The organism is Streptomyces sp. NPDC093510 (assembly GCF_040683555.1).
Taxonomy (GTDB): domain Bacteria; phylum Actinomycetota; class Actinomycetes; order Streptomycetales; family Streptomycetaceae; genus Streptomyces.
The window spans coordinates 395,885-419,327 of record NZ_JBFBEE010000004.1 but is presented as its reverse complement, the minus strand read 5'-3'; the positions used below and the strand labels follow the sequence as shown (position 1 = coordinate 419,327).

Annotated in this window: 22 protein-coding genes; 8 read left to right on the top strand and 14 right to left on the bottom strand. The window is 72.4% G+C overall.

Features of this window, described 5'->3' with window-relative positions; all coding sequences use genetic code 11:
• Positions 1–46: 46 nt before the first annotated feature.
• The 5 genes from AB0N81_RS08985 to AB0N81_RS08965 all read right to left on the bottom strand — a co-directional run bounded on the left by AB0N81_RS08985 (position 47) and on the right by AB0N81_RS08965 (position 9,569).
• Positions 47–5,233 (bottom strand): caspase family protein, encoded by a 5,187-nt coding sequence (locus tag AB0N81_RS08985; protein ID WP_365356938.1) that lies wholly within the window; start codon positions 5,231–5,233, stop codon positions 47–49.
• 102 nt (positions 5,234–5,335) lie between these two features.
• Positions 5,336–6,574: an amidohydrolase family protein gene (locus AB0N81_RS08980; protein WP_365356937.1), complete on the bottom strand. Its 1,239-nt coding sequence runs from the start codon at positions 6,572–6,574 to the stop codon at positions 5,336–5,338.
• A complete protein-coding gene (locus AB0N81_RS08975) occupies positions 6,571–7,872 on the bottom strand; it encodes an amidohydrolase family protein (protein WP_365356935.1) in 1,302 nt (433 codons plus the stop codon). The genes AB0N81_RS08980 and AB0N81_RS08975 overlap by 4 nt, the downstream gene beginning before the upstream one ends.
• Before the next feature lie 13 nt (positions 7,873–7,885).
• The gene (locus AB0N81_RS08970; protein ID WP_365356933.1) at positions 7,886–8,770 is read right to left on the bottom strand and encodes an SDR family NAD(P)-dependent oxidoreductase; all 885 of its coding nucleotides are present in this window, start codon (positions 8,768–8,770) and stop codon (positions 7,886–7,888) included.
• Position 8,771: 1 nt separating this feature from the next.
• Positions 8,772–9,569 (bottom strand): acetoacetate decarboxylase family protein, encoded by a 798-nt coding sequence (locus AB0N81_RS08965; RefSeq protein WP_365356932.1) that lies wholly within the window; start codon positions 9,567–9,569, stop codon positions 8,772–8,774.
• An 82-nt stretch (positions 9,570–9,651) separates the two neighbouring features.
• Between AB0N81_RS08965 and AB0N81_RS08960 the strand changes: the two genes are divergently transcribed.
• The 6 genes from AB0N81_RS08960 (at position 9,652) to AB0N81_RS08935 (ending at position 15,073) form a co-directional block, all read left to right on the top strand.
• Positions 9,652–10,287 (top strand): TetR family transcriptional regulator, encoded by a 636-nt coding sequence (locus AB0N81_RS08960; RefSeq protein WP_365356930.1) that lies wholly within the window; start codon positions 9,652–9,654, stop codon positions 10,285–10,287.
• Between the two features lie 31 nt (positions 10,288–10,318).
• Positions 10,319–11,314, top strand: a complete 996-nt coding sequence (locus AB0N81_RS08955) for a DEDDh family exonuclease (protein ID WP_365356929.1) — start codon at positions 10,319–10,321, stop codon at positions 11,312–11,314.
• 63 nt (positions 11,315–11,377) lie between these two features.
• Positions 11,378–11,611, top strand: coding sequence for a hypothetical protein (locus AB0N81_RS08950; protein WP_079043687.1), 234 nt, complete (start codon positions 11,378–11,380; stop codon positions 11,609–11,611).
• A gap of 49 nt (positions 11,612–11,660) precedes the next feature.
• A complete protein-coding gene (locus AB0N81_RS08945) occupies positions 11,661–12,449 on the top strand; it encodes an SURF1 family protein (RefSeq protein WP_365356928.1) in 789 nt (262 codons plus the stop codon).
• A 69-nt stretch (positions 12,450–12,518) separates the two neighbouring features.
• Positions 12,519–14,312 carry a glycoside hydrolase family 15 protein gene (locus tag AB0N81_RS08940; protein ID WP_365356927.1) on the top strand — a complete coding sequence of 598 codons (1,794 nt, stop codon included), beginning with the start codon at positions 12,519–12,521 and terminating at the stop codon, positions 14,310–14,312.
• Positions 14,313–14,317: 5 nt separating this feature from the next.
• Positions 14,318–15,073, top strand: a complete 756-nt coding sequence (locus AB0N81_RS08935; protein WP_365356925.1) for an SDR family oxidoreductase — start codon at positions 14,318–14,320, stop codon at positions 15,071–15,073.
• 34 nt (positions 15,074–15,107) lie between these two features.
• Here the strand turns inward: AB0N81_RS08935 and amaP are convergent, their stop codons facing one another.
• From amaP to AB0N81_RS08910, 5 genes are read right to left on the bottom strand one after another with little or no spacing between them, the layout of a single operon-like run.
• Positions 15,108–15,695, bottom strand: coding sequence for an alkaline shock response membrane anchor protein AmaP (amaP, locus tag AB0N81_RS08930; protein WP_365356924.1), 588 nt, complete (start codon positions 15,693–15,695; stop codon positions 15,108–15,110).
• Positions 15,692–16,357 carry a DUF6286 domain-containing protein gene (locus tag AB0N81_RS08925; RefSeq protein ID WP_365356922.1) on the bottom strand — a complete coding sequence of 222 codons (666 nt, stop codon included), beginning with the start codon at positions 16,355–16,357 and terminating at the stop codon, positions 15,692–15,694. Before AB0N81_RS08925 ends, amaP begins: the two co-directional genes overlap by 4 nt.
• A complete protein-coding gene (locus tag AB0N81_RS08920; protein WP_365356921.1) occupies positions 16,354–16,698 on the bottom strand; it encodes a hypothetical protein in 345 nt (114 codons plus the stop codon). The genes AB0N81_RS08925 and AB0N81_RS08920 overlap by 4 nt, the downstream gene beginning before the upstream one ends.
• A gap of 3 nt (positions 16,699–16,701) precedes the next feature.
• A complete protein-coding gene (locus AB0N81_RS08915) occupies positions 16,702–16,887 on the bottom strand; it encodes a hypothetical protein (RefSeq protein ID WP_365356919.1) in 186 nt (61 codons plus the stop codon).
• A gap of 27 nt (positions 16,888–16,914) precedes the next feature.
• Entirely contained in the window at positions 16,915–17,400 is a 486-nt protein-coding gene (locus tag AB0N81_RS08910; protein ID WP_365356918.1) for an Asp23/Gls24 family envelope stress response protein, read from the bottom strand.
• Positions 17,401–17,500: 100 nt separating this feature from the next.
• Between AB0N81_RS08910 and AB0N81_RS08905 the strand changes: the two genes are divergently transcribed.
• Entirely contained in the window at positions 17,501–18,223 is a 723-nt protein-coding gene (locus AB0N81_RS08905) for a nucleopolyhedrovirus P10 family protein (protein ID WP_365356916.1), read from the top strand.
• A 24-nt stretch (positions 18,224–18,247) separates the two neighbouring features.
• Here the strand turns inward: AB0N81_RS08905 and AB0N81_RS08900 are convergent, their stop codons facing one another.
• From AB0N81_RS08900 to AB0N81_RS08885, 4 genes are all read right to left on the bottom strand, one after another.
• Positions 18,248–19,051: an enoyl-CoA hydratase/isomerase family protein gene (locus AB0N81_RS08900; RefSeq protein ID WP_365356914.1), complete on the bottom strand. Its 804-nt coding sequence runs from the start codon at positions 19,049–19,051 to the stop codon at positions 18,248–18,250.
• 136 nt (positions 19,052–19,187) lie between these two features.
• Complete coding sequence (locus tag AB0N81_RS08895; protein WP_055550175.1) at positions 19,188–19,409, bottom strand: helix-turn-helix domain-containing protein; 222 nt, start codon at positions 19,407–19,409, stop codon at positions 19,188–19,190.
• A gap of 374 nt (positions 19,410–19,783) precedes the next feature.
• The gene (locus AB0N81_RS08890; RefSeq protein WP_365356912.1) at positions 19,784–21,382 is read right to left on the bottom strand and encodes an ABC-F family ATP-binding cassette domain-containing protein; all 1,599 of its coding nucleotides are present in this window, start codon (positions 21,380–21,382) and stop codon (positions 19,784–19,786) included.
• A gap of 121 nt (positions 21,383–21,503) precedes the next feature.
• Entirely contained in the window at positions 21,504–22,316 is an 813-nt protein-coding gene (locus AB0N81_RS08885) for a hypothetical protein (protein WP_365356910.1), read from the bottom strand.
• 228 nt (positions 22,317–22,544) lie between these two features.
• Between AB0N81_RS08885 and AB0N81_RS08880 the strand changes: the two genes are divergently transcribed.
• A complete protein-coding gene (locus AB0N81_RS08880) occupies positions 22,545–23,435 on the top strand; it encodes a neutral zinc metallopeptidase (protein WP_365356909.1) in 891 nt (296 codons plus the stop codon).
• Positions 23,436–23,443 lie beyond the last annotated feature (8 nt).

Below are 23,443 nucleotides of genomic sequence, written 5' to 3'. Positions count from 1 at the left end.
CGTAGGTCGGTCGGTCGGTGTCGGTTTGCCAGCCAGCCGACCGGTGTCAGTCGGCTTCGGGGCGGTACGGCACGGCCTGCGGGGTGGGAGCGGGCTCGGCGGGGCAGTCGTCGGGCAGGGTCAGGGCGAACAGCTCGGCGTACAGGGCGAGCCGGTCGCGCACCCAGTGCGTGGACTCCTCGACCTCGCGGGCGGCGACGGCGATGTGGCGGGGCGGGACCTGCCCGGTGAGGGCGGGGGCGCGACCCGTGTACCGGGAGGTGAGCAGGATCAGGTCCTGCCAGCAAGGGATCACCGTCATCTCCGGGCGCGCCATGGCCAGTTCGAGGCCGAAGGGCCGGTAGCGCGCGAGCCCGTCCCAGGCCTGGCCGAGGGGCCGGCCGAAGCGGGCGGCCACGCGGACGAGGTCGAGGGGCGTGACCGTACCGCCACCGCCAACCAGGTCGTCCTCGAAGAGGGCGCTGTCGTGCGAGGTCGGCCGGTGGTCGCGCCACACCTGGTCGTCGCCCTCGATCGCACGCCAGGGGGCGCCCAGTTCGGCGTACTGGACGAGCGTGTCCAGGCTGTCCCCCAGAGTGACGTTCAGGTCGCGCGCGTGCGCGATGAGGAGGCGTACGTCAGCGTCCGTACGCCAGACCACGCCCCGGTCGCCACGCAGACAGCAGGCGGCCGCGTCCGCCCTGGAAGGTCTCACTCCGGCGAGTCGCTCGGGGGATGGCAGGCGCAGCGGTGCGGGGTGGCCGGTCAGTGGGCCGAGGACGGTGAGCCGGTCGAATGCCGTGCCGAGCGGCAAGCCGGCCACGGAGGCGGCCACGAGACCGTAAGCCGCGTCGAAGTCCTGCTGCACAAGGGGATACCTCGATCCCTCCACTCGGCCCAGCCCCCCGTTCGTGCCCCGCTCGTACGGCAGCATGCTCAGGTCGGCAGGCGAAAGCTCCCGCCATCTGTCGACGAGCCCGGGGGCTGACGGCTGGACGAGCCCGCCCTCCGCGAGCCGGGTGAGAGCCCGCCGCAACTGCTCGGCATCCGCCTGCACGCCCTGCACCGCGAGCGCCGTACTGAGGAGCGGCAAGGGGGCGTGGTCCGGCATCTCGTACGGCCGAAGGCCGGGCCGGGACGGCTGGAGCAGCTCGCAGTCGAGCCTGCTGGGTGTGTACCCGGCGAGGTCCCCGAGATCGGGCACTCTCCTCCTCAGGGCCTGGAACGTGGTGGCGAACCGCTCGATGACTTCGGCGCAGGTGAGGGACAGTGCTCCTGCCGCGATGACCACCGGTACGAGCGACACGTCCTTGTCGGACGCGTACACGCTGAAGTGGCGGGAGTAGGCCGCCTCCTCCTCGTCGGTGAGCTCCGCGCGCCCATGCTCCTTGGTCGCGCCGGCCTGCCGCTCGAAGGCGGGCAGTTCCGGCAGCCCCAGCCAGGCGTAACGGCGCACTACCTCGGCGTAGAAGCCGGGGGGCGGGCTGCTGCCCAGGACGACCCTGCCCTCGGGGCCCGCGTACCACGGGTGCCAGGAGAGGGCGTCGAGCTCCTCGTGGGTGGCCCGGTGGTCGCCGGGCGGCTCTGCCACGGCGTCCGGGATGTGGAAGGCGAACCCGGCGGCGGCGAATCGCCGTGCCCGCTCGAGCGCTTCACGCACAGAGATCCTCGGCTCCGCGGAGAACCGTCTCAGAAGCCAGATCGGGTCCCGGACACCCTCCGCTTCGATGTCGGTCAGCCAGTACCTCCGCAGCCCGCCGTACGCTCCTCTGCCGAGCAGCAGACCCCGGTCCACTTCGTCCAGCGCCAGGGCATGAGCGGCGTCGAGGTCGGACACCGCGGGTACGTCGATGCCCGTGATGGCGTGCCGTCTGGACCGCATGAGCAACTGGCCGAACGTGCATGCCTCGGACGTCGGGGGCATGGCGGCCCGGAGCAGGAAGTCGGTGCCGTGCAGAGTGTCCCCATAGGGGCTGGCCTCCCAGGCACGGGGGCGCGGATAGCCCTCCACCGAGTCCGGAACCGGAAGGGTCAGCCTCCGTTCCTCCCGCCTGATGCCGGCGTCCCGCAGGATGGCGGACCGCCAGGCCAGATAGCGGCCGTCCCCCGCCGGGTACCCGGGCCCTTCCAATCCGCGCTTGGCGGCGATCGCCCGATCAGCGGAGAAATAGCCCACTCGACGAAAGGGAACGAGAGTCGTCCGGTCCCAGGTCAGCTCGGACGTCACCTGGGCGTCCGCGGCCATGAGCCGCTCCGTCACCCGCACGGCGCCCTCCGGCACGCACCAGGCGAAGTCCCAGAGCCACTCCAGGTAGAACCACTCAGGAGCCTCGAAGCGCGCGCAGGCCCGCAGGATCTCCTCGGTCACCCACGCCTGGTCGTAGGAGAAGACACGGGTCCTGCTGGTGCTGAGCTCCGGCGAGTGGGTCTCCCTGAGGTCCATCACACAACCGAACGGGAAGCTGCCGCGGCGAGGCTCGTTCGACTCCCTGCCGTCGCGCCTGTCCCACCGGGGCAGCCGGGACTCCATCTGCCCCTGCCCCTCGCCCGCCCCTCCTCCGACCAGCACCCCATCGGCCAGCAACCGCCCCTGCCCCGGCACCCACCACAGGTCCCGCGTCGCCCGGACCGCCCGCGAGGCGTCGCCTTCGTAGTAGAGCGTGTCCGGCTGCCAGCTCCGTACCGTCTGCCCGTCCCGCTCCACCCGAAGGGTGAAATCGGTGCGCCACACCAGGGCGCCGAGTTCCTTCGCCACGTCGACGGAGTCGTCCTGGAGGTAGAGGCGCACCGTGGTGCCGCCGCCGGCCTTGGACTCGTCCGCGGCCTTGATGCGGAACAGGCTGCCGCTGGAGGCGATGTCCACGCGCAGGCCCCGGCCGGACTCGGGGCGGCCGTAGTCGTCCGTCGCGCGCGTGCGGATGCTGATCTCGTCGGCGAGCATGAAGTAGCTGAACACCCCCACTCCGAAGCGGCTGTTGGGGTAGATCCGCAAGGTGTCGTCGGCACGCCGCCAGCGGGCCTGTTCCCTGCGGTACTCGCGGGACTGCTCGAAGCGGCGCCCCGCGCGCGAGAACGTGCCTCGCAGGGCGTCGCGCCCCATGCCGACGCCGTTGTCCGCGCACTCCACGTAGGGGCGGCCCGCGTCGTCGACGCCCTGCCGGAAGACGATCTCGCCCTCCCAGGAGTACGGGATGCCCTTGAGCGCCTTGCCGTAGCGCAGCCGTGCCTGGCGGTAGCGGCAGGCGTCCAGCGCGTTCTGGTAGAGCTCGCGCAGGGCCAGATTGCGGTCTCCGTAGAGCTGCGTGCCCATCAAGAGCTCCCGCATCTCGTCCTCGGCGAGGCCGAAGCGCATCAACGGCACGCCGTACACGGTGTTCTTGGTCGCGGTGTCCCACGCGGGGCCGAGCCGACGGCAGGTGACCCGCTCCGGAAGGTGCGCGAGGAGATCGTCCGGCGTCGGTCCGGCGTGCTCGCGCACGCGCTGCACGGCGTCGTCGGTCCAGCCGGTCAGCGCCTCCAGAGCCGCGTGGACGGCGGGGTGCGGGCACTGGAGGTCGAGGTCGACGGTCCGGGCGTAGCGGTCCCTGACCCAGCGCAGCTCCCGCACGCTCGCGACGGCCTGCGCCGGTACGAGCCCGTCGGTGACGCCGATGTTGTCGACGAGCACGCCGGGCAGCTCCCGCAGATCGCCGCCGAGGAGACCGGCGACGGCGATCAGCCAGGAAAGCTCCCGGGGACGCCACCGCTCGGTGATCTCGCTCGCGCCCGGCGGTCCCGAGCGGACGAGCTCGGAGAGGCGGTAGGGCGGTTCGCGGTCGTCGCCGCCGGGCTGGGGAGGCACGACCCCGGTCTGCCGGCAGACGCGCACGAGTTCGTCGGCGAGCTCCTCGACGCGTCCGGTCGGCGCGCCCTCGCCGAGCAGCGCCCTGGCCAGGGGCCGCAGGAGCTGGGTGACGTACATGTCGTCCCACAGCTCCTCCTTGCCCCGCACGTGCCGGTGCATGAGCCAGGCTGCGACGGCCCGCGCGTCCTCCTCTTGCCCCCGGCCCGCCAGCTCGCGGCCCTTGCGCCAGATCAACGCATGCGCGGCGAAGGTGTGTTCGAGGTCGACGCGTTCCGTCTCCGTCTCGCTGTCCCCGACGGCGGGCTCCAGTTGGAAGGCGTCCGCCGCGACGGCCGTCTTGACGCCGAGGGCGTACAACGCCTCCCGCACGAAGGGAGCTGCGGCGAGCACGGCGAACTCGCCCGCGTCCAGGACCGGCCCGCCTTGCGTCTGCGAGGGCGCGAGGAGCGGCCGCAGGCCCTTGGTGAGGACGCGCACGGGATAGTCGTCGTCCGCCCACGGGTCGTGCACTTTGGCCGTCGCGGCGCCGCACCACCGGGCGCACTCCCGGGTGAGCTGGACCAGGGCACGCTGGAGCGTGGCGCGGCGTTCGTCGTCGCAGTGCACGGCCGCCCACAGTTCGGGGTCGCAGACCGCCGTCGACCACGACTCCTGGAGGGTGCGTCCGGAGCAGAGCCGCACCCCGGTGAGGGCGTCCGGGCCGCTCGGCGAGTAGTGCGGGTTGGGGGTCTGCTCGTGGCGGGCCGCGCGGGCCAGCTCGGTGGTCCTCGTCGTCGTGTACGCGATGACCTCGGCCACGGTGCGCGGCGCGGTGTCGGCGTCGAGCGCCTCGGCGAGCGCGCGTGTGAAGTGGCTGCCCTGCTCGTCGTCGGAGCCGCACGTCTGGCCGGGGCCGCAGCCGAAGAGGACGGCGACGCGGTCGCGCCAGGAGGGGAAGTTGGTGGCGGGGCCGCCGTGCGAACCGCCCTCCGGACCGGCCGCGTCGCGGCAGGCGTCGACGGTGAGCAGCACCGTGTCGGCCCTGCAGCCCTGGAGCAGCGAGGTCAGGTCCAGGTCGATGAGGCTGTCGACCAGCACTTCGGGCGGCTCGGTGGCCCAGCTCAACTGGGCGTCGGCGGGCACGAGATGGTCGGCGCCCCCGACGGAGAGCCCGTGGCCGGTGAAGTGGATGAGGACGGTGCCGTCCTCGGGGGCGGTGCAGCAGATCCGGCTGACCGCGCTGCGGATGCGGGAGCGATGGGCGGGCTTGTCGGGTGCGAGCCCGAGGACCTCGACGCTGTATCCGGAGGAGTGCAGCGCTTCCCCGATGAGCTCCGCGTCGCGGTGGACGGATTGGACCAAGTCCGGGAACTGTTCCTCGAGTTCGTAACGCGGAACGGCGACGATCAGCGCCCGCTTGCTCTCCCCCATGGCTGCGCGCCTCCCGTTGCACCGAGCTCGACGCGGGCCAGGATCCCACAGGAGGCTCGGGGCGGTGACCGGCGTCGGACACCGCCCCGAGCCGCCGTCCGCTCACCAGACCCGTACCGACCCTCCCGTCGCGAACACCGGGCTCGTCGCGTCCGCCGGGGCCTCCTTGAGGGGTTCGTCCAGTTCCGCGACGGTGGGCCCCACGCGTGCGGCGATCCGTCCGAGCCGCTCCAGGTCGAAGCCGTAGACGCGGGCCGCGTTGCCGCCGACCATGGCGGCGATCTCCTCCCTGGGGAGACCGGCGTAGGCGATGCGCAGGCCCTCGCGCGAGTAGGGGTACGTGCCCTCGTCGTGCGGGTAGTCGCTGCCCCACATGATCTTGTCGAGGCCGATGCGGTCGCGCAGGGCCGCCTCGTGCGGGCGCATGAAGCTCGCGCCCACGAAGCAGTTGTCGCGCCACACTTCGGAGGGCCCCTTGCCCATCGCGTCGGCGAGACCCGCGCCGAACTTCGACTCGGCCGTGTCGGGGACGGTGGTCCTCCTCGCCGCCGCGACCAGTCGGCCGTGGTAGTAGTCCAGCATGTCGAGCACCCCGGGGATCCAGCCCGAGCCCTGCTCGGTGAGGACGAGTCTCAGCTCCGGGTGGCGGCGGAACGCGCCGCCGAAGGCGAGGTGCCACAGCGCCCGGTGCGAGAACCACGTCGTCTCGACCATGAACACCGCGCGCGCGGCCGGCTCCTCGCCGAGCGGCGGCGATGCCGAGCCGGCGTGGTGGTTGACCGGCACGCCCAGTCCGGCGCAGGCCGCCCAGATCGGGTCGTACGTCGATGAGTGGAGCTCGGGCAGGCCCGAACCCGGCGGTGTGCCGGGCAGCATGAGGCCGCCGGTCAGGCCCGCCTCCACCGACCGGTGGATCTCCTCGACGGCCCGGTCGACGTCGTTCAGGAGGATCTGGAAGACGCCCGCCCTGCGGCCCGGGGCGGCGGCGCAGAAGTCCGCGAGCCAGCGGTTGTGGGCGCGCAGGCCGGCCCAGCGCTGCTCGAACTCCTCGCGCGTCGGCGCGGGGGCCATCAGGGACGCCGAGGGGAAGAACGGCGGAATCGTGTTCGGGAAGACGACCTCGGCGACGATGCCGTCCGCTTCGAGCTCGGCGACTCGGCGGTCCGAGTTCCAGTTGCGGTCGGCGGTGTCGGCGAGGAGGTCCTCGTACGGGTTGACGTAGGTGGCCGCCCAGGCGTCGAACGCGTCGTGGTGGCGCGACTCCAAGTAGGGCCGGTAGTCCAGGAGATCGGCGCCCGCGTGGCAGTCGGCGGAGATGACGGTGTAGCGCTCCTCGCTCACAGCTGTGCCCCCAGTACCGGGAAGTCGTGGTCGGTCAGCCAGTGGCGGCCCACCTCGCGCGAGCGCGCCCAGGACGCCTCGACGGCCCGCTGGTCGGGGTCCTGGCCGAGGTCGGCGGGTGTCGGACCGATGCGGCGGGCGAGCGGCGCGAGCCGGTCCGTGTCGAAGCCGAAGACCTCGGCGGCGGCGAGGCCCAGCATGCGGCGGGTCTCCGCCACCGGGATGTCGTGGAAGGTCTTCCTCAGCCACGCGCGCGTGTCGGGCCAGGTCCCCTCGGGGTGCGGGAAGTCGCTGCCCCAGAGGATGTTGTCGACGCCGATCTCGTACCGCTGGGCGAGCTCGCGGCGCTTGGTGTTGGTGGCGCAGACGAAGATCTGCCGGTCCAGGTACTCGTGCGGCGGACGCTTCAGCTCCGCGAACGGGGAGAGCTTCTTGCCGCCGTGCGCGCCCAGGTAGAGGCGGTCCATGAACCACAGGAGGTTGGGCAGCCACCAGCAGCCGGACTCGGCCACGCCGAACTTCAGGCCCGGGTGGCGTTCGAAGACACCGGACCAGAGCATGAACCACAGCGGCCGGGCAGGCCACCAGGTGACTTCGGAGACGTAGATCCCGAGATGGTCTCCGTACTCGTGGCGGGGCGCCGCTCCGGAGTGGGTGACCACGGGCATCGCGCACTCGGCCGCCGCGGCCCACACGGGGTCGTAGCGCCGGTCGTGGTAGGGCGCCTTGTCGACCCACATGGAGGGGATCATCAGCGCGCCGAGCCCGGACTCCTTGGCGCGGCGGACCTCGGCGACGACGCGGTCGACATCGCCGGTGATGGGCAACAGGGCGACCCCGCAGTGCCGTTCGGGGTGTTCGGAGACGAAGTCGGCCAGCCAGCGGTTGTGCGCCTGGGCGCCCGCCATGCCGAGCTCGGGGTCCTGGTCACCGGAGAGGCCGAGGCCCACTCCGAAGGGCGCGGCCGTCCGGCTGTCGACGGCGTCCGCGTCGGGGAAGACGACCTCCGCCGCCACCCCGTCGCCGTCCAGCTCCTTGATTCGCTGCGCGGTGTCCCAGCCGCCGCGCAGACCCTCCTCGTTGTCCTGGAACCACTTGGCGGCGAACGCGTCGTTGCGGATGCCGAGCCGCGTCGCCTCCTCGCGGCGGGCGCCGCGCTCGCCGAGGAACGCGTCGAAGTCCCGGTGGAAGCGGCTGTCGAGGTAGGGCCGGTACTCCTCGGTGGGGAGCCCGGCGTGGCAGTCGGAGGAGATGATCAGGTACGGATCGTGCTGACTCTGGTGTTCCTGCTCGGTCATCGGGTCACACCCTTCAGTCCAGGATGAAGCTCTCCAGATACGCCGGGTCCGACCGGTCGAGCATCGACCGCGACCTCGCCCTGATCTGCCGGTCGCTGTGCTCGCTCTCCGGAAGCAGCCAGAAACGGCCGGCCGCGACGCCCTCGGCCACGAAGTCCGCGACCTGCTCGACGGGCGTGAACTCGACCTCCTGGCCCGCCTCCCGCATCGCGGTCTCCCACTGGTCGAGGCTGCGGTAAGGGGTGCTGCGGGGGCGGGACTTGGCGTACCGGCCGGGCCGGTTGCGGTGCGACTCCCACAGGCCGGTGCGGAGCATGTGCGGCCCGGGGAAGAGCACGGAGGCGCCCACGCGCGCGTGCTCCGCCTTCAGATGGGCGTACAGCGACTCGGTCATCGTCACCACGGCGGCCTTGGTGACGGCGTACACGGAGGCGGTGGGCAGCGGTGCGATGCCGCCGTCCCCCGAGGAAGTGTTGACGACGTGGCCGGGCTCGCCGCCCGCGATCATCCGGGGCACGAAGGCCTGGATGCCGTGGAAGACGCCCCAGACGTTGACCTCGAAGGCCCACTTCCAGTCGTTCGGCTCGTGCTCCCACATGCGGCCCTCGGCGCCCGAGCCGACCCCCGCGTTGTTGCACAGCACGTGGACGGCGCCGAACTTCTCGTACGCCTCGTCCGCGAGGGCGAAGACCTGCTCGCGCACCCCGACGTCCACCACGCGCGCGTGCACCGTCGCGCCGTCCTCCCGCAGTCCCGCGGCGGCCTTCTCCAAGGCGCTCTCCTCGACGTCCGCGAGGACCACGCGCAGACCGTCCGCGGCGAACCGCCGTGCCATGGCGAGCCCGATACCGCTCGCCGCGCCCGTGACGACGGCGACCTGTCCCGCGCGCAGCTCCATCTCAGACGCTCCCCTCGGGCGGCCCGTCGAGGATCTGCGCGGGGTCGTCGTAGCGCTGGTGGATGTAGGGCAGCAGGGCCTGGGCGCTGACGCGCTCGACGACGCGGCCCCGCTGGTCGGTGGTCTTCTCCCCGATGGTGATCTCGACCAGGGCGTTCACCGGCAGGTCGGCCACGGGGTCGTACATCGACTCGCGCAGCACGACGTCCCCGGTGACGGCCTCCAGCTTGCGGACCTTCTCGTTCCGTACGCAGTGCACGAGCACGGGGTCCGCGTCGAAGCCCGAACCGTCCACCGCGGGCAGGAACTTGAAGTAGAAGTCGGTCTTCCGCGTCGGTTCCGGCAGCGGCAGGGCTCCGCTGACCGCGCCGCGCACCTCCACGAACGCGATGCCGTGCCGGGCGAGGCGGGCCCGCACCACCAGGCCGTCGCGCTCGACCTCCACCTCGCCGAGCTTCTTCGGTTCGCCGAAGACCTCACGGCCGCCGATCAGGGCCCGCTCATGGGTCATCGGCATCACCAGCGGATACCAGCCCGTCACCCCCGCGTGCTCGGCGGCGACCGCGACGGAGCCCGCGCCCAGCGGGTAGCCGGGCAGGTCGACCTTGCTGATGTTCGCCCGCACCAGGGGCCGCCCGGTGGGTTTCAGCGGCGGTGGCAGGACCGCCGCGACCGCGTCCGGATCGCTCTCCCAGAGGGCCACCACGCCCGTGGACCAGATGTCGGGAAGCCGGGAGCTCGCGGTGCGCGAGGCGGCGATCTCCGCCTCGGAGCGTGCCCCGTAGCGAATGCGTGCCATGTCGTACCACCCTTCGTCAGCGCGGACTCGGGCCCGCGGCCGGGACTTGCGGCGGTTCTGTAACACAGTTACAACAGGACTCGTGAAGGGTAAAGAGCCTCGCGCGCATCTGGACCGGGAGCAGGTCCTCACCGCGGCCGCGCGTCTCGTCAAGCGGCACGGGCCGCGGGCCCTGACGATGCGGGCACTCGCCGCCGAGCTCGGCACCGCCGTCACCTCGATCTACTGGCACGTCGGCAACCGCGAGTCGCTCCTGGACGCCCTCGTGGAGCGCACCCTCGCCGACCTCGGCGAGATCCGCGCCACCGGCCGCACGCCCGCGCAGCGCGTCGCCTCCGTGGCCCGCGCCCTGCGCCGCCGGCTCCTCGACCACCCGCACCTCGTCGCGATGGTCCACGAACGGGGCCTGACGGAACGCATGTTCCTGCCCGCCCAGCGGGCCCTCGTGCACGAGCTCCACGAGGCGGGGCTGCGCGGCGTCCGCGCCGCCGACGCCGTGCGCGCCGTCCAGGTCCACGTCGTCGGCCACGTCCTGGTCGAGCGCAACCGCGAACGCGCCCCCGCGCAGCACCCCGGCGAGGACGAGCTGTGGACCGCGCAGGCCGCCGAGCAGGACGGCGCGCTCGCCCGCGCGCTGGCCGGACCCGTCGATCCGGAGGCGCTCTTCACCACCTCCGTGAGGGCTCTCGTGGCGGGGCTTCTCGGACCGGCGCCCTGACTGTCAGTCGCGGCCCGTATCCTCATGGACCATGCTCGAAGACCGCACGACCGCAGCGTCCGCAGTGCCCTGGCCGGCCGCGTATCCAACGGGATACGCGGTCGTCGACGTGGAGACCACCGGCCTGGCCCGCGACGACCGCATAGTGTCGGCCGCCGTCTACCGCGTGGACGCCCGGGGCGAGATCGAGGACCACTGGTACACGCTGGTCAACCCCCAGCGCGACCCCGGCCCGGTCTGGATCCACGGGCTCACCAGCGAAATGCTCGCGGACGCGCCGCTCTTCAAGGACATCGCCGAGGAGTTCGCGGGACGCCTGGACGGCCGCGTCCTCGTCGCGCACAACGCGGTCTTCGACTGGTCGATGATCGCCAGGGAGTACGCGCGCGCGCAGTGCCTGGCCCCCGTGCGTCAACGCCTGTGCACCATCGCCCTCTCCAAGGAGCTGGCGCTCCCGCTGCCCAACCACAAGCTGGAGTCCCTGGCCGCGCACTTCGGCGTCGAGCAGCGCCACGCGCACAACGCCCTGGACGACGCGCGTGTGCTCGCCGAGGCGTTCCGGCCCAGCCTGCTGGCGGCGGCCGGGGGCAATGTCCGGCTGCCGCTCCTGGAGTGCCGGCCGCTGACGGAGTGGTCCGACGGCGCGCCGCGCATCGTCCGCCAGTCGACGGGGCCGGCGCCTTCCTCCTCGTACCGGCCGGGGAGTTGGCGCCCCTCGCGCAAGCGGCCGCCGTGCCCGTACCCGAACCCGGGGCGTTACGAACCGGGCAAACCACTCAAGCAGGGCATGCGGGTGGCGTTCTCCGGAGACACCTCCGTGGAGCGCGAACTCCTGGAGGACCGGGCGGTCGAGGCCGGGCTGCACATCGCGACGAGTGTGTCCCGTCTCACGAGCCTGCTCGTCACGAACGACCCGGACTCCGGCACCTCCAAGACGGTCAAGGCGCGCTCGTTCGGCACCCCGGTGATCGACGAGGCGGCTTTCGGGCAGCTCCTCCAGGACGTGGCGCCCGCGTCAGACGGGTGATTGCGGGCGACTCGCCCGCCGACCGCTCGCCCCGCGACGCCCCGGCGTCCCACCCTGTGGCGCATGGCACGTTGCGAGGTCTGCGGAAACGACTACGGCATGTCCTTTGAAGTGCACGCGCAGGGCGCGGTGCACGTCTTCGACTGCTTCTCCTGCGCCATCCACCGCATGGCGCCCATCTGCGAGCACTGCCGGTGCCGCATCATCGGCCAGGGTGTCGAGGTGGAGGGGCACTGGTACTGCGGCGCCCACTGCTCGCGCGCGGAGGGGCGGGTGGGCATCATCGACAAGGTCTGACCCGACCCCGCCCCCGGACACCCCACGGCCCTAGAGGTACCGTCGTGGGGTGTACCGCTTCCTGTTGACCCGGCAGTGGGTGATCCTCACCCTCATCGGCCTCGTTCTCATCCCCGTGATGGTCGAGCTGGGTTTCTGGCAGTTGCACCGGCACGAGCACCGCGTCGCGCAGAACCAGCGGATCGCCGACGCGCTGGCCGCCGACCCGGTCCCGGCCGAGAGCCTCACCTCGCCCGGCCACGAGGTGCCGAGGACGGATCTGTACCGCCGGGTGAGCGCCAAGGGGACGTTCGATCCGGAGCACGAGGTCGTCGTGCGGCGCCGCACCAACTCCGACGACGAGGTCGGCTTCCACGTCCTCACCCCGTTCGTCCTCGACGACGGCAAGATCCTGCTCGTCAACCGTGGCTGGATTCCCGCGGACGGGCCGCAGACCGCCTTCCCCGAGATCCCCGCGCCCCCCAAGGGCGAGATCACCGTCACCGGCCGCCTCATGGCCGACGAGACGTCCGCGGCCAGCGGCATCAAGGACGTCCGCGGACTGCCGGACCGTCAGATCATGCTGATCAGCAGCGGTCAGCAGGCCGACGCCCTCGGCAAGGAGGTCCTCGGCGGATACGTCGAGCTGTCCGCGCCCGAGGCGAAAGGCGGCTCCCCCGAGCTGATCGGCGAGCCCGACCACAGCAGCATCGGGGCCCACATGGCGTACGCGGTCCAGTGGTGGCTGTTCGCCTCCGGCGTTCCGATCGGCTGGGTCGTCCTGGTCCGCAGGGAGCGGCGCGACCGCGCGGCGGCCGCCGAGGCCCCGGCGCCCGAGGCGGCACCGGCGAACGCCTGAGCCGGGCCTCTCGTATCCACGCGGCACAACGTCCGATTGACGGGGCCTTATCCCGGGAAGCCGTTCTGCGTGCATCACCCCATCGAGGATTACGCGCTCATCGGCGATCTCCAGACCGCCGGCCTGGTCGGCAGGGACGGCTCTCTGGACTGGCTCTGCCTGCCCCGATTCGACTCGGCCGCCTGCTTCGCCGCGCTGCTCGGCGACGAGGAGAACGGCCACTGGCGCATCGCGCCGAAGGACGCAGGACCCTGCACCCGGCGCGCGTACCGGCCGGGCACCCTCGTCCTGGACTCGGAGTGGGAGACCCCGGACGGCGCCGTCCGCGTCACCGACTTCATGCCGCAGCGCGACCGCGCCCCCGATGTCGTACGCATCGTCGAGGGGCTGACGGGCAGGGTGACCGTCCGCAGTACGCTCCGCCTCCGTTTCGACTACGGCTCGGTCGTGCCGTGGATGCGCAGGACCGACGGGGTCCGCGTGGCCGTCGCGGGCCCCGACGCGGTGTGGCTGCGCAGCGAGCCCGAGGTGCGCACCTGGGGGGAGGGGTTCGGCACGCACTCCGAGTTCACGGTGGAGGCAGGCGAGAAAGTGGCCTTCGTCCTCACCTGGCATCCCTCGCACGAGCCGCGCCCCACCCTCGTCGAGCCCTATGAGGCGCTGCGCGACAGCCTCGCCGACTGGCGGGAATGGTCCGCGCACTGCCGCTACGAAGGGCCGCACCGCGACGCGGTCGAGCGTTCCCTCATCACCCTCAAGGCACTCACCTACGCCCCGACCGGCGGCATCGTGGCCGCCCCCACCACCTCCCTGCCCGAGGAGATCGGCGGCGTACGCAACTGGGACTACCGATACTCCTGGCTGCGCGACTCCACCCTCACCCTGGGCGCCCTGGTCTCGGCCGGCTATCTGGAGGAGGCCGAGGCGTGGCGCGACTGGCTGCTGCGCGCGGTCGCCGGCAACACGGCCGACCTCCAGATCATGTACGGCATATGCGGTGAGCGGCGGCTTCCGGAGTACGAGGTGCCGTGGCTGCCCGGGTACGAGGACTCGACCCCGGTGCGCATCGGCAACGACGCCGTGAACCAGCTGCAGCTCGACGTGTACGGCGAGGTCATCGACTCCCTCACGATGGCCCGCGCGAAGGGTCTGACCCCGCGGCCGCATGCCTGGAACCTCCAGCGGTGCATGCTGGAGTTCCTCGAGGAGAAGTGGCGCGAACCGGACGAGGGCCTGTGGGAGGTCCGCGGTCCGCGCCGGCACTTCGTGCACTCGAAGGTGATGGCGTGGGTCGCCGCCGACCGGACCGTGCACGCCCTGGAGGAGGACCCCGGTCTGGCCGAGAACCTCGGGGATGTCGAGCGCTGGCGCAAGATGCGCGACGAGGTGCACCGGGAGGTGTGCGAGCGCGGGTACGACGCCGGTCGTAACACGTTCACGCAGTTCTACGGCTCCGCCGAGCTGGACGCGTCCCTCCTGCTCATCCCGCGCATGGGGTTCCTGCCGCCGGACGACCCGCGCGTCATCGGCACGGTGGACGCGATCCACCGGGAGCTGGGCCACGAAGGGTTCGTGCGGCGGTACAGCTCGGACGAGAAGCGCATCGACGGGTTGCCGGGCGGTGAGGCCACCTTCCTCGCCTGCTCGTTCTGGCTGGCCGACGCGCTGCACATGACGGGCAGGACGGAGGAGGCGCGCGAACTGTTCGAGCGCCTTCTCGCGCTCCGCAACGACGTGGGCCTGCTCGCGGAGGAGTACGACCCCTCGACCGGGCGGCAGCTGGGCAACTTCCCACAGGCATTCAGCCATATCGGCCTGGTGAACACGGCCCTCGCGCTCTACGGGGTGGACGCGGGAGGATAGGGGCCATGGATCTTGGACTGAAGGACCGTGTCTACGTAGTCACCGGCGCCACCCGTGGCCTCGGCAACGCCACCGCGCGCGAACTGGTCGCGGACGGGGCGAAGGTCGTGCTCACCGGCCGGCAGCAGAAGACGGTGGACGAGGCGGCCGCCGAGCTCGGCCCGAACGCGGTGGGCGTGGCCGCCGACAACGCCGACCCCGCTGCCGCGAGCGCGCTGATCGCCGCGGCGCGCGAGCACTTCGGCGGCTTCGACGGTGTACTGATCAGCGTCGGCGGGCCCGCGCCCGGCTTCGTCGCGGACAACACCGACGAGCAGTGGCAGGCGGCGTTCGAGGCGGTCTTCCTCGGGGCCGTGCGGCTCGCCCGCGCGGCGGCCGCGGAGCTCGGCGAGGGCGGCGTCATCGGCTTCGTGCTCTCCGGCTCCGTGTACGAGCCGATCGCGGGCCTGACGATCTCGAACGGCCTGCGCCCCGGGCTCGCCGGATTCGCCAAGTCCCTCGCGGACGAGCTCGGCCCGCGCGGCATCCGTGTCGTCGGCGTGCTCCCCGGCCGGATCGGCACCGACCGCATGCGCCAGCTCGACGGCCTCTCCCCCGACCCTGACGCCACCCGCGCCGCGAACGAGTCGACCATCCCGCTCCGCCGCTACGGCACCCCGCAGGAGTTCGGCCGCACCGCGGCGTTCCTGCTCTCCCCCGCGGCGTCGTACCTGACGGGGATCATGGTCCCGGTGGACGGCGGCGCCCGCTCGGGCTTCTGACGGAGTTCTTACAGAGGCTTCTGACAAGCCCGAGTCAGCTCACGCGTTTCGCCCCGTGTTTGAGGGCGCGCAGGCGCACCGTCGTCGGCAGTGTCCGCAGGCCCGCGGAGTCGCGGGCGTGGGTGAGGGGGCCGGTGGTGAGGTGGTGCAGGGCATCGGACGGGGTGGCGTGCGGGGCGAGGACGAGGTCCACGCGGGCCTGTGGCGTACCGCGCCGACCGGTCAGGACGGCCTGGGCACGCTCGACGCCGTCCAGCGTCTCGGCCTCCGCGGCCAGTACGTTCTCCACCGCACGGCCCCGCACCAGCGCACCCTCGCCGTCCCCGGTCTCCACGAGCACCTCCGCGAGGCGGCGCCTGCGCAGCTGCGCGGAGAGCCACCACAGGAGGAGCAGGACCAGCACGGCGAGGACGGCGATGGCCACGGGCCAGAACCAGCCGTGGTCCCGCCAGCGCGCCCGGTCGGCGGCGCTGACCAGCACGTCGTGCCGGCTGTCGTGGATCCACCACGAGGGCGGTGACGCGCCGAGCCCCACGGCGAGCACGGAGCCGCCGAGGACGAGCAGCACGAGCCCGATCAGGGCGAGGACCACGCGGTTGACCGTGCGCAGCACGGCACTCACCCCTTCCGTCCCGGCCGGGCGACATGGACGGCGAGGCCGGGGGCGCGCGCGAGACCCAGCTCGCGGATGCCGTCGGCCAGCGTGGTGTCCAGATCGCCGCGTACGTCGTCGAGTTCACGGAAGTGCGACACCGCGCGCACGTCCACCTTGGAGCGCTTCACGCGGACCCGCGCGGACTGCACGCCGGGCACGTCCATGGCCCGGTCGCGCAGCACCATGGCAGCGGCGCCCCGGTACAGGCCCGCGCGCACGTCGGAACGCGTGCGTCGCATCGGCAGGAGGCCGCGCTGCCCCGGGGTGGCGGCGAGCACGAGGAGCCAGAGCCCGGCGAGGGCGGCCACCGCGGCCCCCACGAGCACGGCGGTGTCGTCGAGGGTCCGCTCACCGAGCCGGTGGGCGAGTTCGCGCCGCCACCACATTGCGGGGTGGTCGGCGCGGACGGCGACGATGTCGTAGAGGAGGAGCCCGGTGCCGCCGAGGGCGAGCAGGGCGAGGAGCGCCGCGGGCACCCTGCGGCGCGACCAGAATCTGGGGGCCTTCTCGTCGCCGGAGAGCGTGGGCGGCGGCTGGTGGGCCGTGGCGGAGGGCGACGGGTCGGGTTCGTTCTCCGGCTGGTCGATGACGGGCACCGGCCGGGTGCCGCCCCCTTGGGGTTCGCTCATCGGGTCCTCCCCTGTGCTGCCTCGCGTACCCGCGCCGAGTGCAGCCGCTCCACCTGGACTGCCACCTCGGGCACGTCCATCCCCGCCAGCGCCTCCACCTGTCGGGTGACGCGGCGACGCACGGCGCCGCACTGGCCGCCGATGTCGCAGGGGTAGTCCAGTTCGATGCTGACGCGGATGCGGGCGGACTCGTGGCGCACGGTGACCGTGGCGCGCGGCGGCGGACCGTCGGGCGGCACCGCGTCCACCGCCTCACGTGCCGCCCGCGCGGCGATCTTCGCGACGACCCGGTCGGCGATCCGGGTCGCTCCGCGCTCCGCGGGCGCGACCTGTGCCGCCACCGCTCACCGCCGCCGGTCGCCGCGGGTGCGGAAGAAGTCGCCGGGTTCCAGGTCTCCGTCGAGGAACCGTCCGGCGACGAAGCCGATGGCGCCCAGGGCGGCCACCAGCAGGAACGCCCCGAATCCGCCGAAGTATCCGGCGAAGCCAAGAGCCATTCCGGCCACCATGCCGATCACGGCCATGCTCATCGTGCGCTCCCTACTGAGGGCGTCCTTCTACTGAAGGCGTCCCTGCGGCTCGTCGTCTTCCTCGTCCGGCAGCTTCACATCGCTCACCGCGATGTTGACCTCGACGACCTCGAGCCCGGTCATGCGCTCGACGGCCGTGATCACGTTCTCGCGCACGTCCTGCGCGACGTCCGCGATCGATACGCCGTACTCGACGACGATCTCCAGGTCGAGCGCGGTCTGCACCTCGCCGACCTCGGCCTTCACGCCGCGCGACACCGACTTCGAGCCGCCGGGGACCCGGTCGCGCACGGCTCCGAAGGTCCGTGCGAGGCCGCCGCCCATCGCGTGCACGCCGTCGACGTCGCGCGCGGCGAGCCCGGCGATCTTCTCGACGACGCCGTCCGCGATGGTGGTGCGGCCGCGGCTGCCTGGGGCACCGCCGCCCCGTCCGGCCGCGGACGCCCCCGTGCTCTCTTTCGGGGAGTCCTTCTCCAGCGTCTGAGACGCCTTCCGCTGTCCGGTCTCGGTCATGGCCGTCCCGTCCCTTTCGAAAGGGGGTCTGCTCTGTAGATGCTCTTCACATTAAGCGCGGCCCCGCGCTCGCGCGCCCGGGATGCGGCAGGGTGGAGCCATGACAGGTGAGGGTTGGACCCAGGCCGTACGACGGCAGCTGGGGCTCGGCCGGGTCCTGCCGCTCGGCGGCGCGGGAGACGGCACGTGGGTGACGGAATCCGCGGCGGAGGGCGCGTTGCGCCAGATGGCTGAGCAGGTCGCCGGAGTGCGGCTCGGCACGGTCCGTATCGCGTTGGCCGATCCGGAGAAGGTGTACGCCGCGGTCGTGCCGGCACCGCCGAGCGCGCTGCCTCCCGGACCGCTGCGGATCACCGCGGACTTCGCTGCCGCGGTCGGGGAGCCACTGCCCGCGGCGGCTGAGCGGCTGCGTGCCGCGCTGTCCGGGGCGGCGGACCGGCTCGGTCTGCTGGCCGAGGAGGTGGATCTGAGGGTGACGGCCCTGCTCGACGAGAGCGCGGCCCCCGAAGACGTACGCCCTGAAGGGGAGCCGTCAAAGCGACCGGCGGACGAGGGCGGCGGCAGCGAGGGGGACGAGGGGCGCGTCGAGCGGGCCGCCCTCGCGGTGCCCGGGGTGGCCCGGCTCACCGGGGTGCTGGGCCGGGCCGTGGTCATCGAGGAGCGCCCGGCGACGGACACGCTGCCGCGCCGCCACGCGCGCGTGGAGCTCGCCACGGACCGCGGACACCGTGCTCTGGACGTGGCGCTCGCGGTCCGCGCGGCGGCCGGTGCCGCCCTGCCCGACCACCCGTCGGTGGCCGTGCTCGTCACCGAGGTGGGTTAGGGCCCGTGCCAGGATCTGTGCCGGTCAGTCGCCGAGGCCCGCGAGGTCGCGGAGCCGGCGGCCCTGGGCGGCGCGCTCGGCGACGCGCTGCTCTTCGTAGGAGCGGCCCGTGGCGCCCTGGAGCAGTGCCTTGGTCTCGATGACGGCGTCGCGCGGCGCGGCGATGAGCGCGGCGGCCAGGTCCTTGGCGGCGGCGTCGAGCTGGTCCGCGGGCACGACGAGGTTGGCGAGGCCCACCCGCTCGGCCTCGTCCGCGTGGACGAAGCGTCCGGTGGCGCAGATCTCCAGCGCGCGGGCATAGCCGACGAGCCCCACCAGCGGGTGCGTGCCGGTGAGGTCGGGGACCAGGCCCAGGCTGGTCTCGCGCATGGCGAACTGCACGTCGTCCGCCGCGATCCGCAGATCGCAGGCGAGCGCGAGCTGGAAGCCGGCGCCGATGGCGTGACCCTGGACGGCGGCGATGGACACGAGGTCGCTCCGCCGCCACCAGGTGAACGCGTCCTGGTACTCGGTGATGGTGGCGTCGAGCAGGCCGTCCTCACCGCGTGCCAGGTCGATGAAGGACGGCTCGCCGTCGAAGCCCTCGGGCGTGAACGCCTGCCGGTCGAGGCCCGCGGAGAAGGACTTGCCCTCACCGCGCAGCACCACGACGCGGACACTGCCGGGCAGCAGCTGACCGGCCTCGACCAACGCCCTCCACAGCGCGGGAGATTGGGCGTTGCGCTTGGCCGGATTGGTCAGCGTCACCGTGGCGACGGCCTCGTCGATGGTGAGGCGTACGCCGTCCTTGTCGAGAACCGGTGCGAGCTCGCTGTCGGACGAAGCCATGGGTGCCTCCGAATGGGTGCGGTCGGTCCGGACGCATGGGAGCGCCCGTAAGTGACTGCACAGTAACCACCCGGTCGATCAGCCCGACCGACCGGGTGGCCACCATCGGACCACCGGACTGCGTGCCGCCTGCCTGTCAGCCGGCGGCGGCCTTCTTGCCTCGCGTCGCCCCGCCGCGTCCCCGCAGCGTGACGCCGGATTCACTGAGCATCCGGTGTACGAACCCGTACGAACGGCCGGTCTCTTCGGCCAACGCCCGGATGCTCGCACCACCGTCGTACTTCTTCTTCAGGTCTGCCGCGAGCTTGTCGCGCGCGGCGCCGGTTACCCGGCTGCCCTTCTTCAGAGTCTCGGCCACCCGTGCCTCCTCATGGGAAGTGCGCTCTGGACTTCTCATGATCACCCCTCTCGGGCTTCCTGGCCACCCATTCGACAAGGTCCGTACGCCGGGGTTTGCCGTTCCCGGCGCGTCCATCACGAGCGGAATCAGTGATTCCGGGCGCTGGATTTCCCCTGGTCGAACGAGCGGCACGGCGAACCACCAGGTCAGGGCCGTGCAGGACGATGAGGCGCGCCTCTTCGCAGGTCGGCGCGGAAATCCGTGTATGCCACACCTCGGTACGAGGCCAGCTCACACAGATGAGGGATCACGGATCGGCCGAATGATCCATACGCAGTGGATCAGTCATTCGATCAAGCGCGGTGGACGCCCCGGCACGGGGCGTCCGGGCCTCAGGCGAGGGCGACCAGGTCCGCGTAGTCCTGGCCCCACAGGTCCTCGACACCGTCCGGGAGCAGGATGATCCGCTCCGGCTGGAGGGCCTCGACGGCGCCCTCGTCGTGCGTGACGAGGACGACCGCGCCCTTGTAGGTGCGCAGCGCGCCGAGGATCTCCTCGCGGCTCGCCGGGTCGAGGTTGTTGGTGGGCTCGTCCAGGAGGAGGACGTTGGCCGAGGAGACGACCAGGGTCGCGAGGGCGAGCCGGGTCTTCTCACCGCCGGAGAGCACACCGGCGGGCTTGTCGACGTCGTCCCCGGAGAAGAGGAACGAGCCGAGCGTCTTGCGGACCTCGACCAGGTCGAGGTCGGGAGCGGCCGAGCGCATGTTCTCCAGGACCGTGCGCTCCGGGTCGAGCGTCTCGTGCTCCTGCGCGTAGTACCCGAGCTTGAGGCCGTGGCCCTCGATGACCTGTCCGGTGTCGGGCTTCTCGGCGCCGCCGAGGAGCCGCAGCAGGGTGGTCTTGCCCGCGCCGTTGAGGCCGAGGATGACGACCCGCGAGCCCTTGTCGATCGCGAGGTCGACGTCGGTGAAGATCTCCAGCGAGCCGTACGACTTCGACAGGCCCTCGGCCATGAGCGGCGTCTTGCCGCACGGCGAGGGCTCGGGGAAGCGCAGCTTGGCGACCTTGTCGCTCTGGCGCACCGCCTCCAGGCCCGCGAGGAGCTTGTCGGCGCGCTTGGCCATGTTCTGCGCGGCGACGGTCTTGGTGGCCTTGGCGCGCATCTTGTCGGCCTGCGAGTGGAGCGTCGCGGCCTTCTTCTCGGCGTTCTGACGCTCGCGCTTGCGGCGCTTCTCGTCGGACTCGCGCTGCTGCTGGTAGAGCTTCCAGCCCATGTTGTAGACGTCGATCTGGGCGCGGTTGGCGTCCAGGTAGAACACCTTGTTGACGACCGTCTCGACCAGGTCGACGTCGTGGGAGATCACGATGAAGCCGCCGCGGTACGTCTTCAGGTAGTCGCGGAGCCAGACGATGGAGTCGGCGTCGAGGTGGTTGGTCGGCTCGTCGAGGAGGAGCGTGTCGGCGTCCGAGAAGAGGATGCGGGCCAGCTCGATGCGGCGGCGCTGACCTCCGGAGAGCGTGTGCAGGGGCTGGCCGAGCACGCGGTCGGGGAGGTTGAGCGCGGCGGCGATGGTGGAGGCCTCGGCCTCTGCCGCGTACCCGCCCTTGGTGAGGAACTCCGTCTCCTGGCGCTCGTACTGCTTCAGGGCCTTCTCGCGGGTCGCGCCCGAGCCGCTCGCGATGCGCTGTTCGTTCTCGCGCATCTTGCGGATCAGGGTGTCGAGGCCGCGCGCGGAGAGGATGCGGTCGCGGGCGAGCACGTCGAGGTCGCCGGTGCGGGGGTCCTGCGGGAGGTAGCCGACCTCTCCGGAGCGGGAGATCGTGCCGCCCGCGGGGATGCCCTCACCCGCCAGACACTTGGTGAGGGTGGTCTTGCCCGCGCCGTTGCGGCCGACGAGACCGATGCGGTCGCCCTTCGCGATGCGGAAGGAGGCGTTCTCGATGAGGATGCGGGCGCCGGCGCGCAGCTCGATGCCGGAAGCGGTGATCACGGGGGTACTCCTGAACAGAGTGGACGGCGAGTGGGACGACTGAGGTGCTCGGGACCGGTGTCTATGCCGTCCAACTGAGGAGAGGAGCTGCCATGGCAGCCAGTCTAACGGGCCGCCGCAACTAGTTTTCCGGGCGACCAACGGCGCCGGGGCCCCGCTCAAGGTCCCCGTTGCCCAGCGGGGTGCGGCCGGGAACGATCCTTCCGTAGTCGTCCACCGCCACGACCTGGGAGGTCCAGGGGGCGGTCCGCCCCGTGCAGGGCTGGGCGATCAGCAGGGCCCTGCCGCGGCGCACCGAGCGCGCCGGTTCGAAGGCGCAGCCGGGGCGGGCGGGCAGCACCCAGCGCAGGTCGCCGTCCGCGGTGCGGTAGGCGGCGATGCGGTCCGGGGTGACGACGGCCAGCATGCGGGTGCCGGGGGTGAGCGGTTGCAGGACTCCTGCGCCACCGCGGGCTTGCGGGGTGCGCAGCCAGTCGGTGACGGCGGGGACGGCGCGGTGCCAGCGCACGGAGCCGCCGTCGGCGCGCGCGGTGTCGGTGACCAGGCCGTCGTTCCAGAGCGTGAAGGCGTGCCCCGGCGCGGGCAGGAGCGTCACGGGGCGGCGTCCCGCGCGCGTGTACGTCCAGCGGGGGCTGCCGCTCTCCGTGTCGTACGCCTCGACGGCCGGTCCCCGCGTGCGCAGCCCGGGGTCCGTGGCGGGGCCGGTGGCCGGCGTGCGCGCGTGGACGGTGAGGTGGTCTCCGTAGGGGGCGGGCCGCGAGTGGTGGGCGGCGGTGATGAGGGGCAGGGCGAGCAGGGCGAGGGCCACGGGCAGGGCGATGCGCGTGCCCCGGCGGTCCGGGGCGGGCGGCTCGGGCGACGGCACGGGCGCCCCGCCGCCGGGTCCGGCCGCCTCGTGCGGCAGGCCGGTCGAGTCGAGCGGCAGAGCGGACATGACGCCCCCCTTCGGTGCCGAGGCCCACGGATCAGGCGCAGAGCGTAGCGGCGGGGTCTCCAGGGGGCCGCCGTTCGGTGGAGCGACACGGCGCGGGGAGCGGCCCGCGTCCCCCGTTCGGACCTCCGTCCGGCGCCCGGCGGGGGCGGGCATATCAGGATGAAGTGGCCGGTAGCCCGGCGCGGGGCGACGTGTGTCGCTCCGGATGCGCGGCAGAGGGGTGCGCCCATGCAGTTCGACGACGACGCCAACCTGGACACCTCCGAGGTGCAGGATGTGCGCGGCAGTCGCATCCCCGGCGGCAGGGCGACCGTGGGCGGCGGCGTCGCCGGGCTGATCGCACTGCTCCTGGGGCTCTTCTTCGGAGTGGGCCCCGACCAGCTGGGGCTCTCCTCCGGCGACGAGGAGCCCGAGGCCTCCTCCTCGTCCCTCGCGCAGGTGCAGCAGAGCTGCCACAAGGGGCGGGACGCGAACAGCAAGGAGGACTGCCGCATCGTGGCGGTGGTCAACAGCCTCCAGGACTACTGGCGGCCGGAGTTCCAGCGCCGTCGGGCGGCGTACTCCCCCGCGCGGACCGTCCTGTTCACCAGCCGTGTGGGCACCGCCTGCGGCACCGCGTCGTCGGCGGTCGGCCCGTTCTACTGTCCCGGCGACCGGAAGGTCTATCTGGACCTGGGCTTCTTCGACGAGCTGCGGACCAAGTTCGGCTCCACCGGCGGCCCCTTCGCGCAGGCGTACGTCGTGGCCCACGAGTACGGGCACCACGTGCAGAACCTGTCGGGAACCCTGCAGCGCTCCCAGGACGGGCGCACGGGCCGCGACAGCAACGCGGTGAAGGTCGAGCTGCAGGCCGACTGCTACGCCGGGGTCTGGGCGCGGCACGCGACCCGCAGCCCGGACGACCGCACCGGAAGGCCGCTGATCAGCAGCCTCGACGACAACGACATCCGCGACGGCCTGGACGCGGCGGCCGCGGTGGGCGACGACCGCATCCAGGAGAAGTTCCAGGGCCGGGTCACCCCTGAGTCCTGGACGCACGGCTCGGCCGAGCAGCGCCAGCAGTGGTTCTACCAGGGCTATCGCACCGGCGACATGGCCCAGTGCGACACCTTCCGCTGACCCGGGCC

What these genes read in the sequence shown, in the direction of transcription:
- AB0N81_RS08950 (WP_079043687.1), top strand. Translation starts at nt 11,378, where the DNA reads ATGGCACGTTGCGAGGTCTGCGGAAACGACTACGGCATGTCCTTTGAA.
- AB0N81_RS08935 (WP_365356925.1), top strand. Translation starts at nt 14,318, where the DNA reads ATGGATCTTGGACTGAAGGACCGTGTCTACGTAGTCACCGGCGCCACC.
- AB0N81_RS08880 (WP_365356909.1), top strand. Translation starts at nt 22,545, where the DNA reads ATGCAGTTCGACGACGACGCCAACCTGGACACCTCCGAGGTGCAGGAT.
- AB0N81_RS08905 (WP_365356916.1), top strand. Translation starts at nt 17,501, where the DNA reads ATGACAGGTGAGGGTTGGACCCAGGCCGTACGACGGCAGCTGGGGCTC.
- AB0N81_RS08985 (WP_365356938.1), bottom strand. Translation starts at nt 5,233, where the DNA reads ATGGGGGAGAGCAAGCGGGCGCTGATCGTCGCCGTTCCGCGTTACGAA.
- AB0N81_RS08965 (WP_365356932.1), bottom strand. Translation starts at nt 9,569, where the DNA reads ATGGCACGCATTCGCTACGGGGCACGCTCCGAGGCGGAGATCGCCGCC.
- AB0N81_RS08970 (WP_365356933.1), bottom strand. Translation starts at nt 8,770, where the DNA reads ATGGAGCTGCGCGCGGGACAGGTCGCCGTCGTCACGGGCGCGGCGAGC.
- AB0N81_RS08975 (WP_365356935.1), bottom strand. Translation starts at nt 7,872, where the DNA reads ATGACCGAGCAGGAACACCAGAGTCAGCACGATCCGTACCTGATCATC.
- AB0N81_RS08955 (WP_365356929.1), top strand. Translation starts at nt 10,319, where the DNA reads ATGCTCGAAGACCGCACGACCGCAGCGTCCGCAGTGCCCTGGCCGGCC.
- AB0N81_RS08900 (WP_365356914.1), bottom strand. Translation starts at nt 19,051, where the DNA reads ATGGCTTCGTCCGACAGCGAGCTCGCACCGGTTCTCGACAAGGACGGC.
- AB0N81_RS08925 (WP_365356922.1), bottom strand. Translation starts at nt 16,357, where the DNA reads ATGAGCGAACCCCAAGGGGGCGGCACCCGGCCGGTGCCCGTCATCGAC.
- AB0N81_RS08910 (WP_365356918.1), bottom strand. Translation starts at nt 17,400, where the DNA reads ATGACCGAGACCGGACAGCGGAAGGCGTCTCAGACGCTGGAGAAGGAC.
- AB0N81_RS08885 (WP_365356910.1), bottom strand. Translation starts at nt 22,316, where the DNA reads ATGTCCGCTCTGCCGCTCGACTCGACCGGCCTGCCGCACGAGGCGGCC.
- AB0N81_RS08915 (WP_365356919.1), bottom strand. Translation starts at nt 16,887, where the DNA reads ATGAGCATGGCCGTGATCGGCATGGTGGCCGGAATGGCTCTTGGCTTC.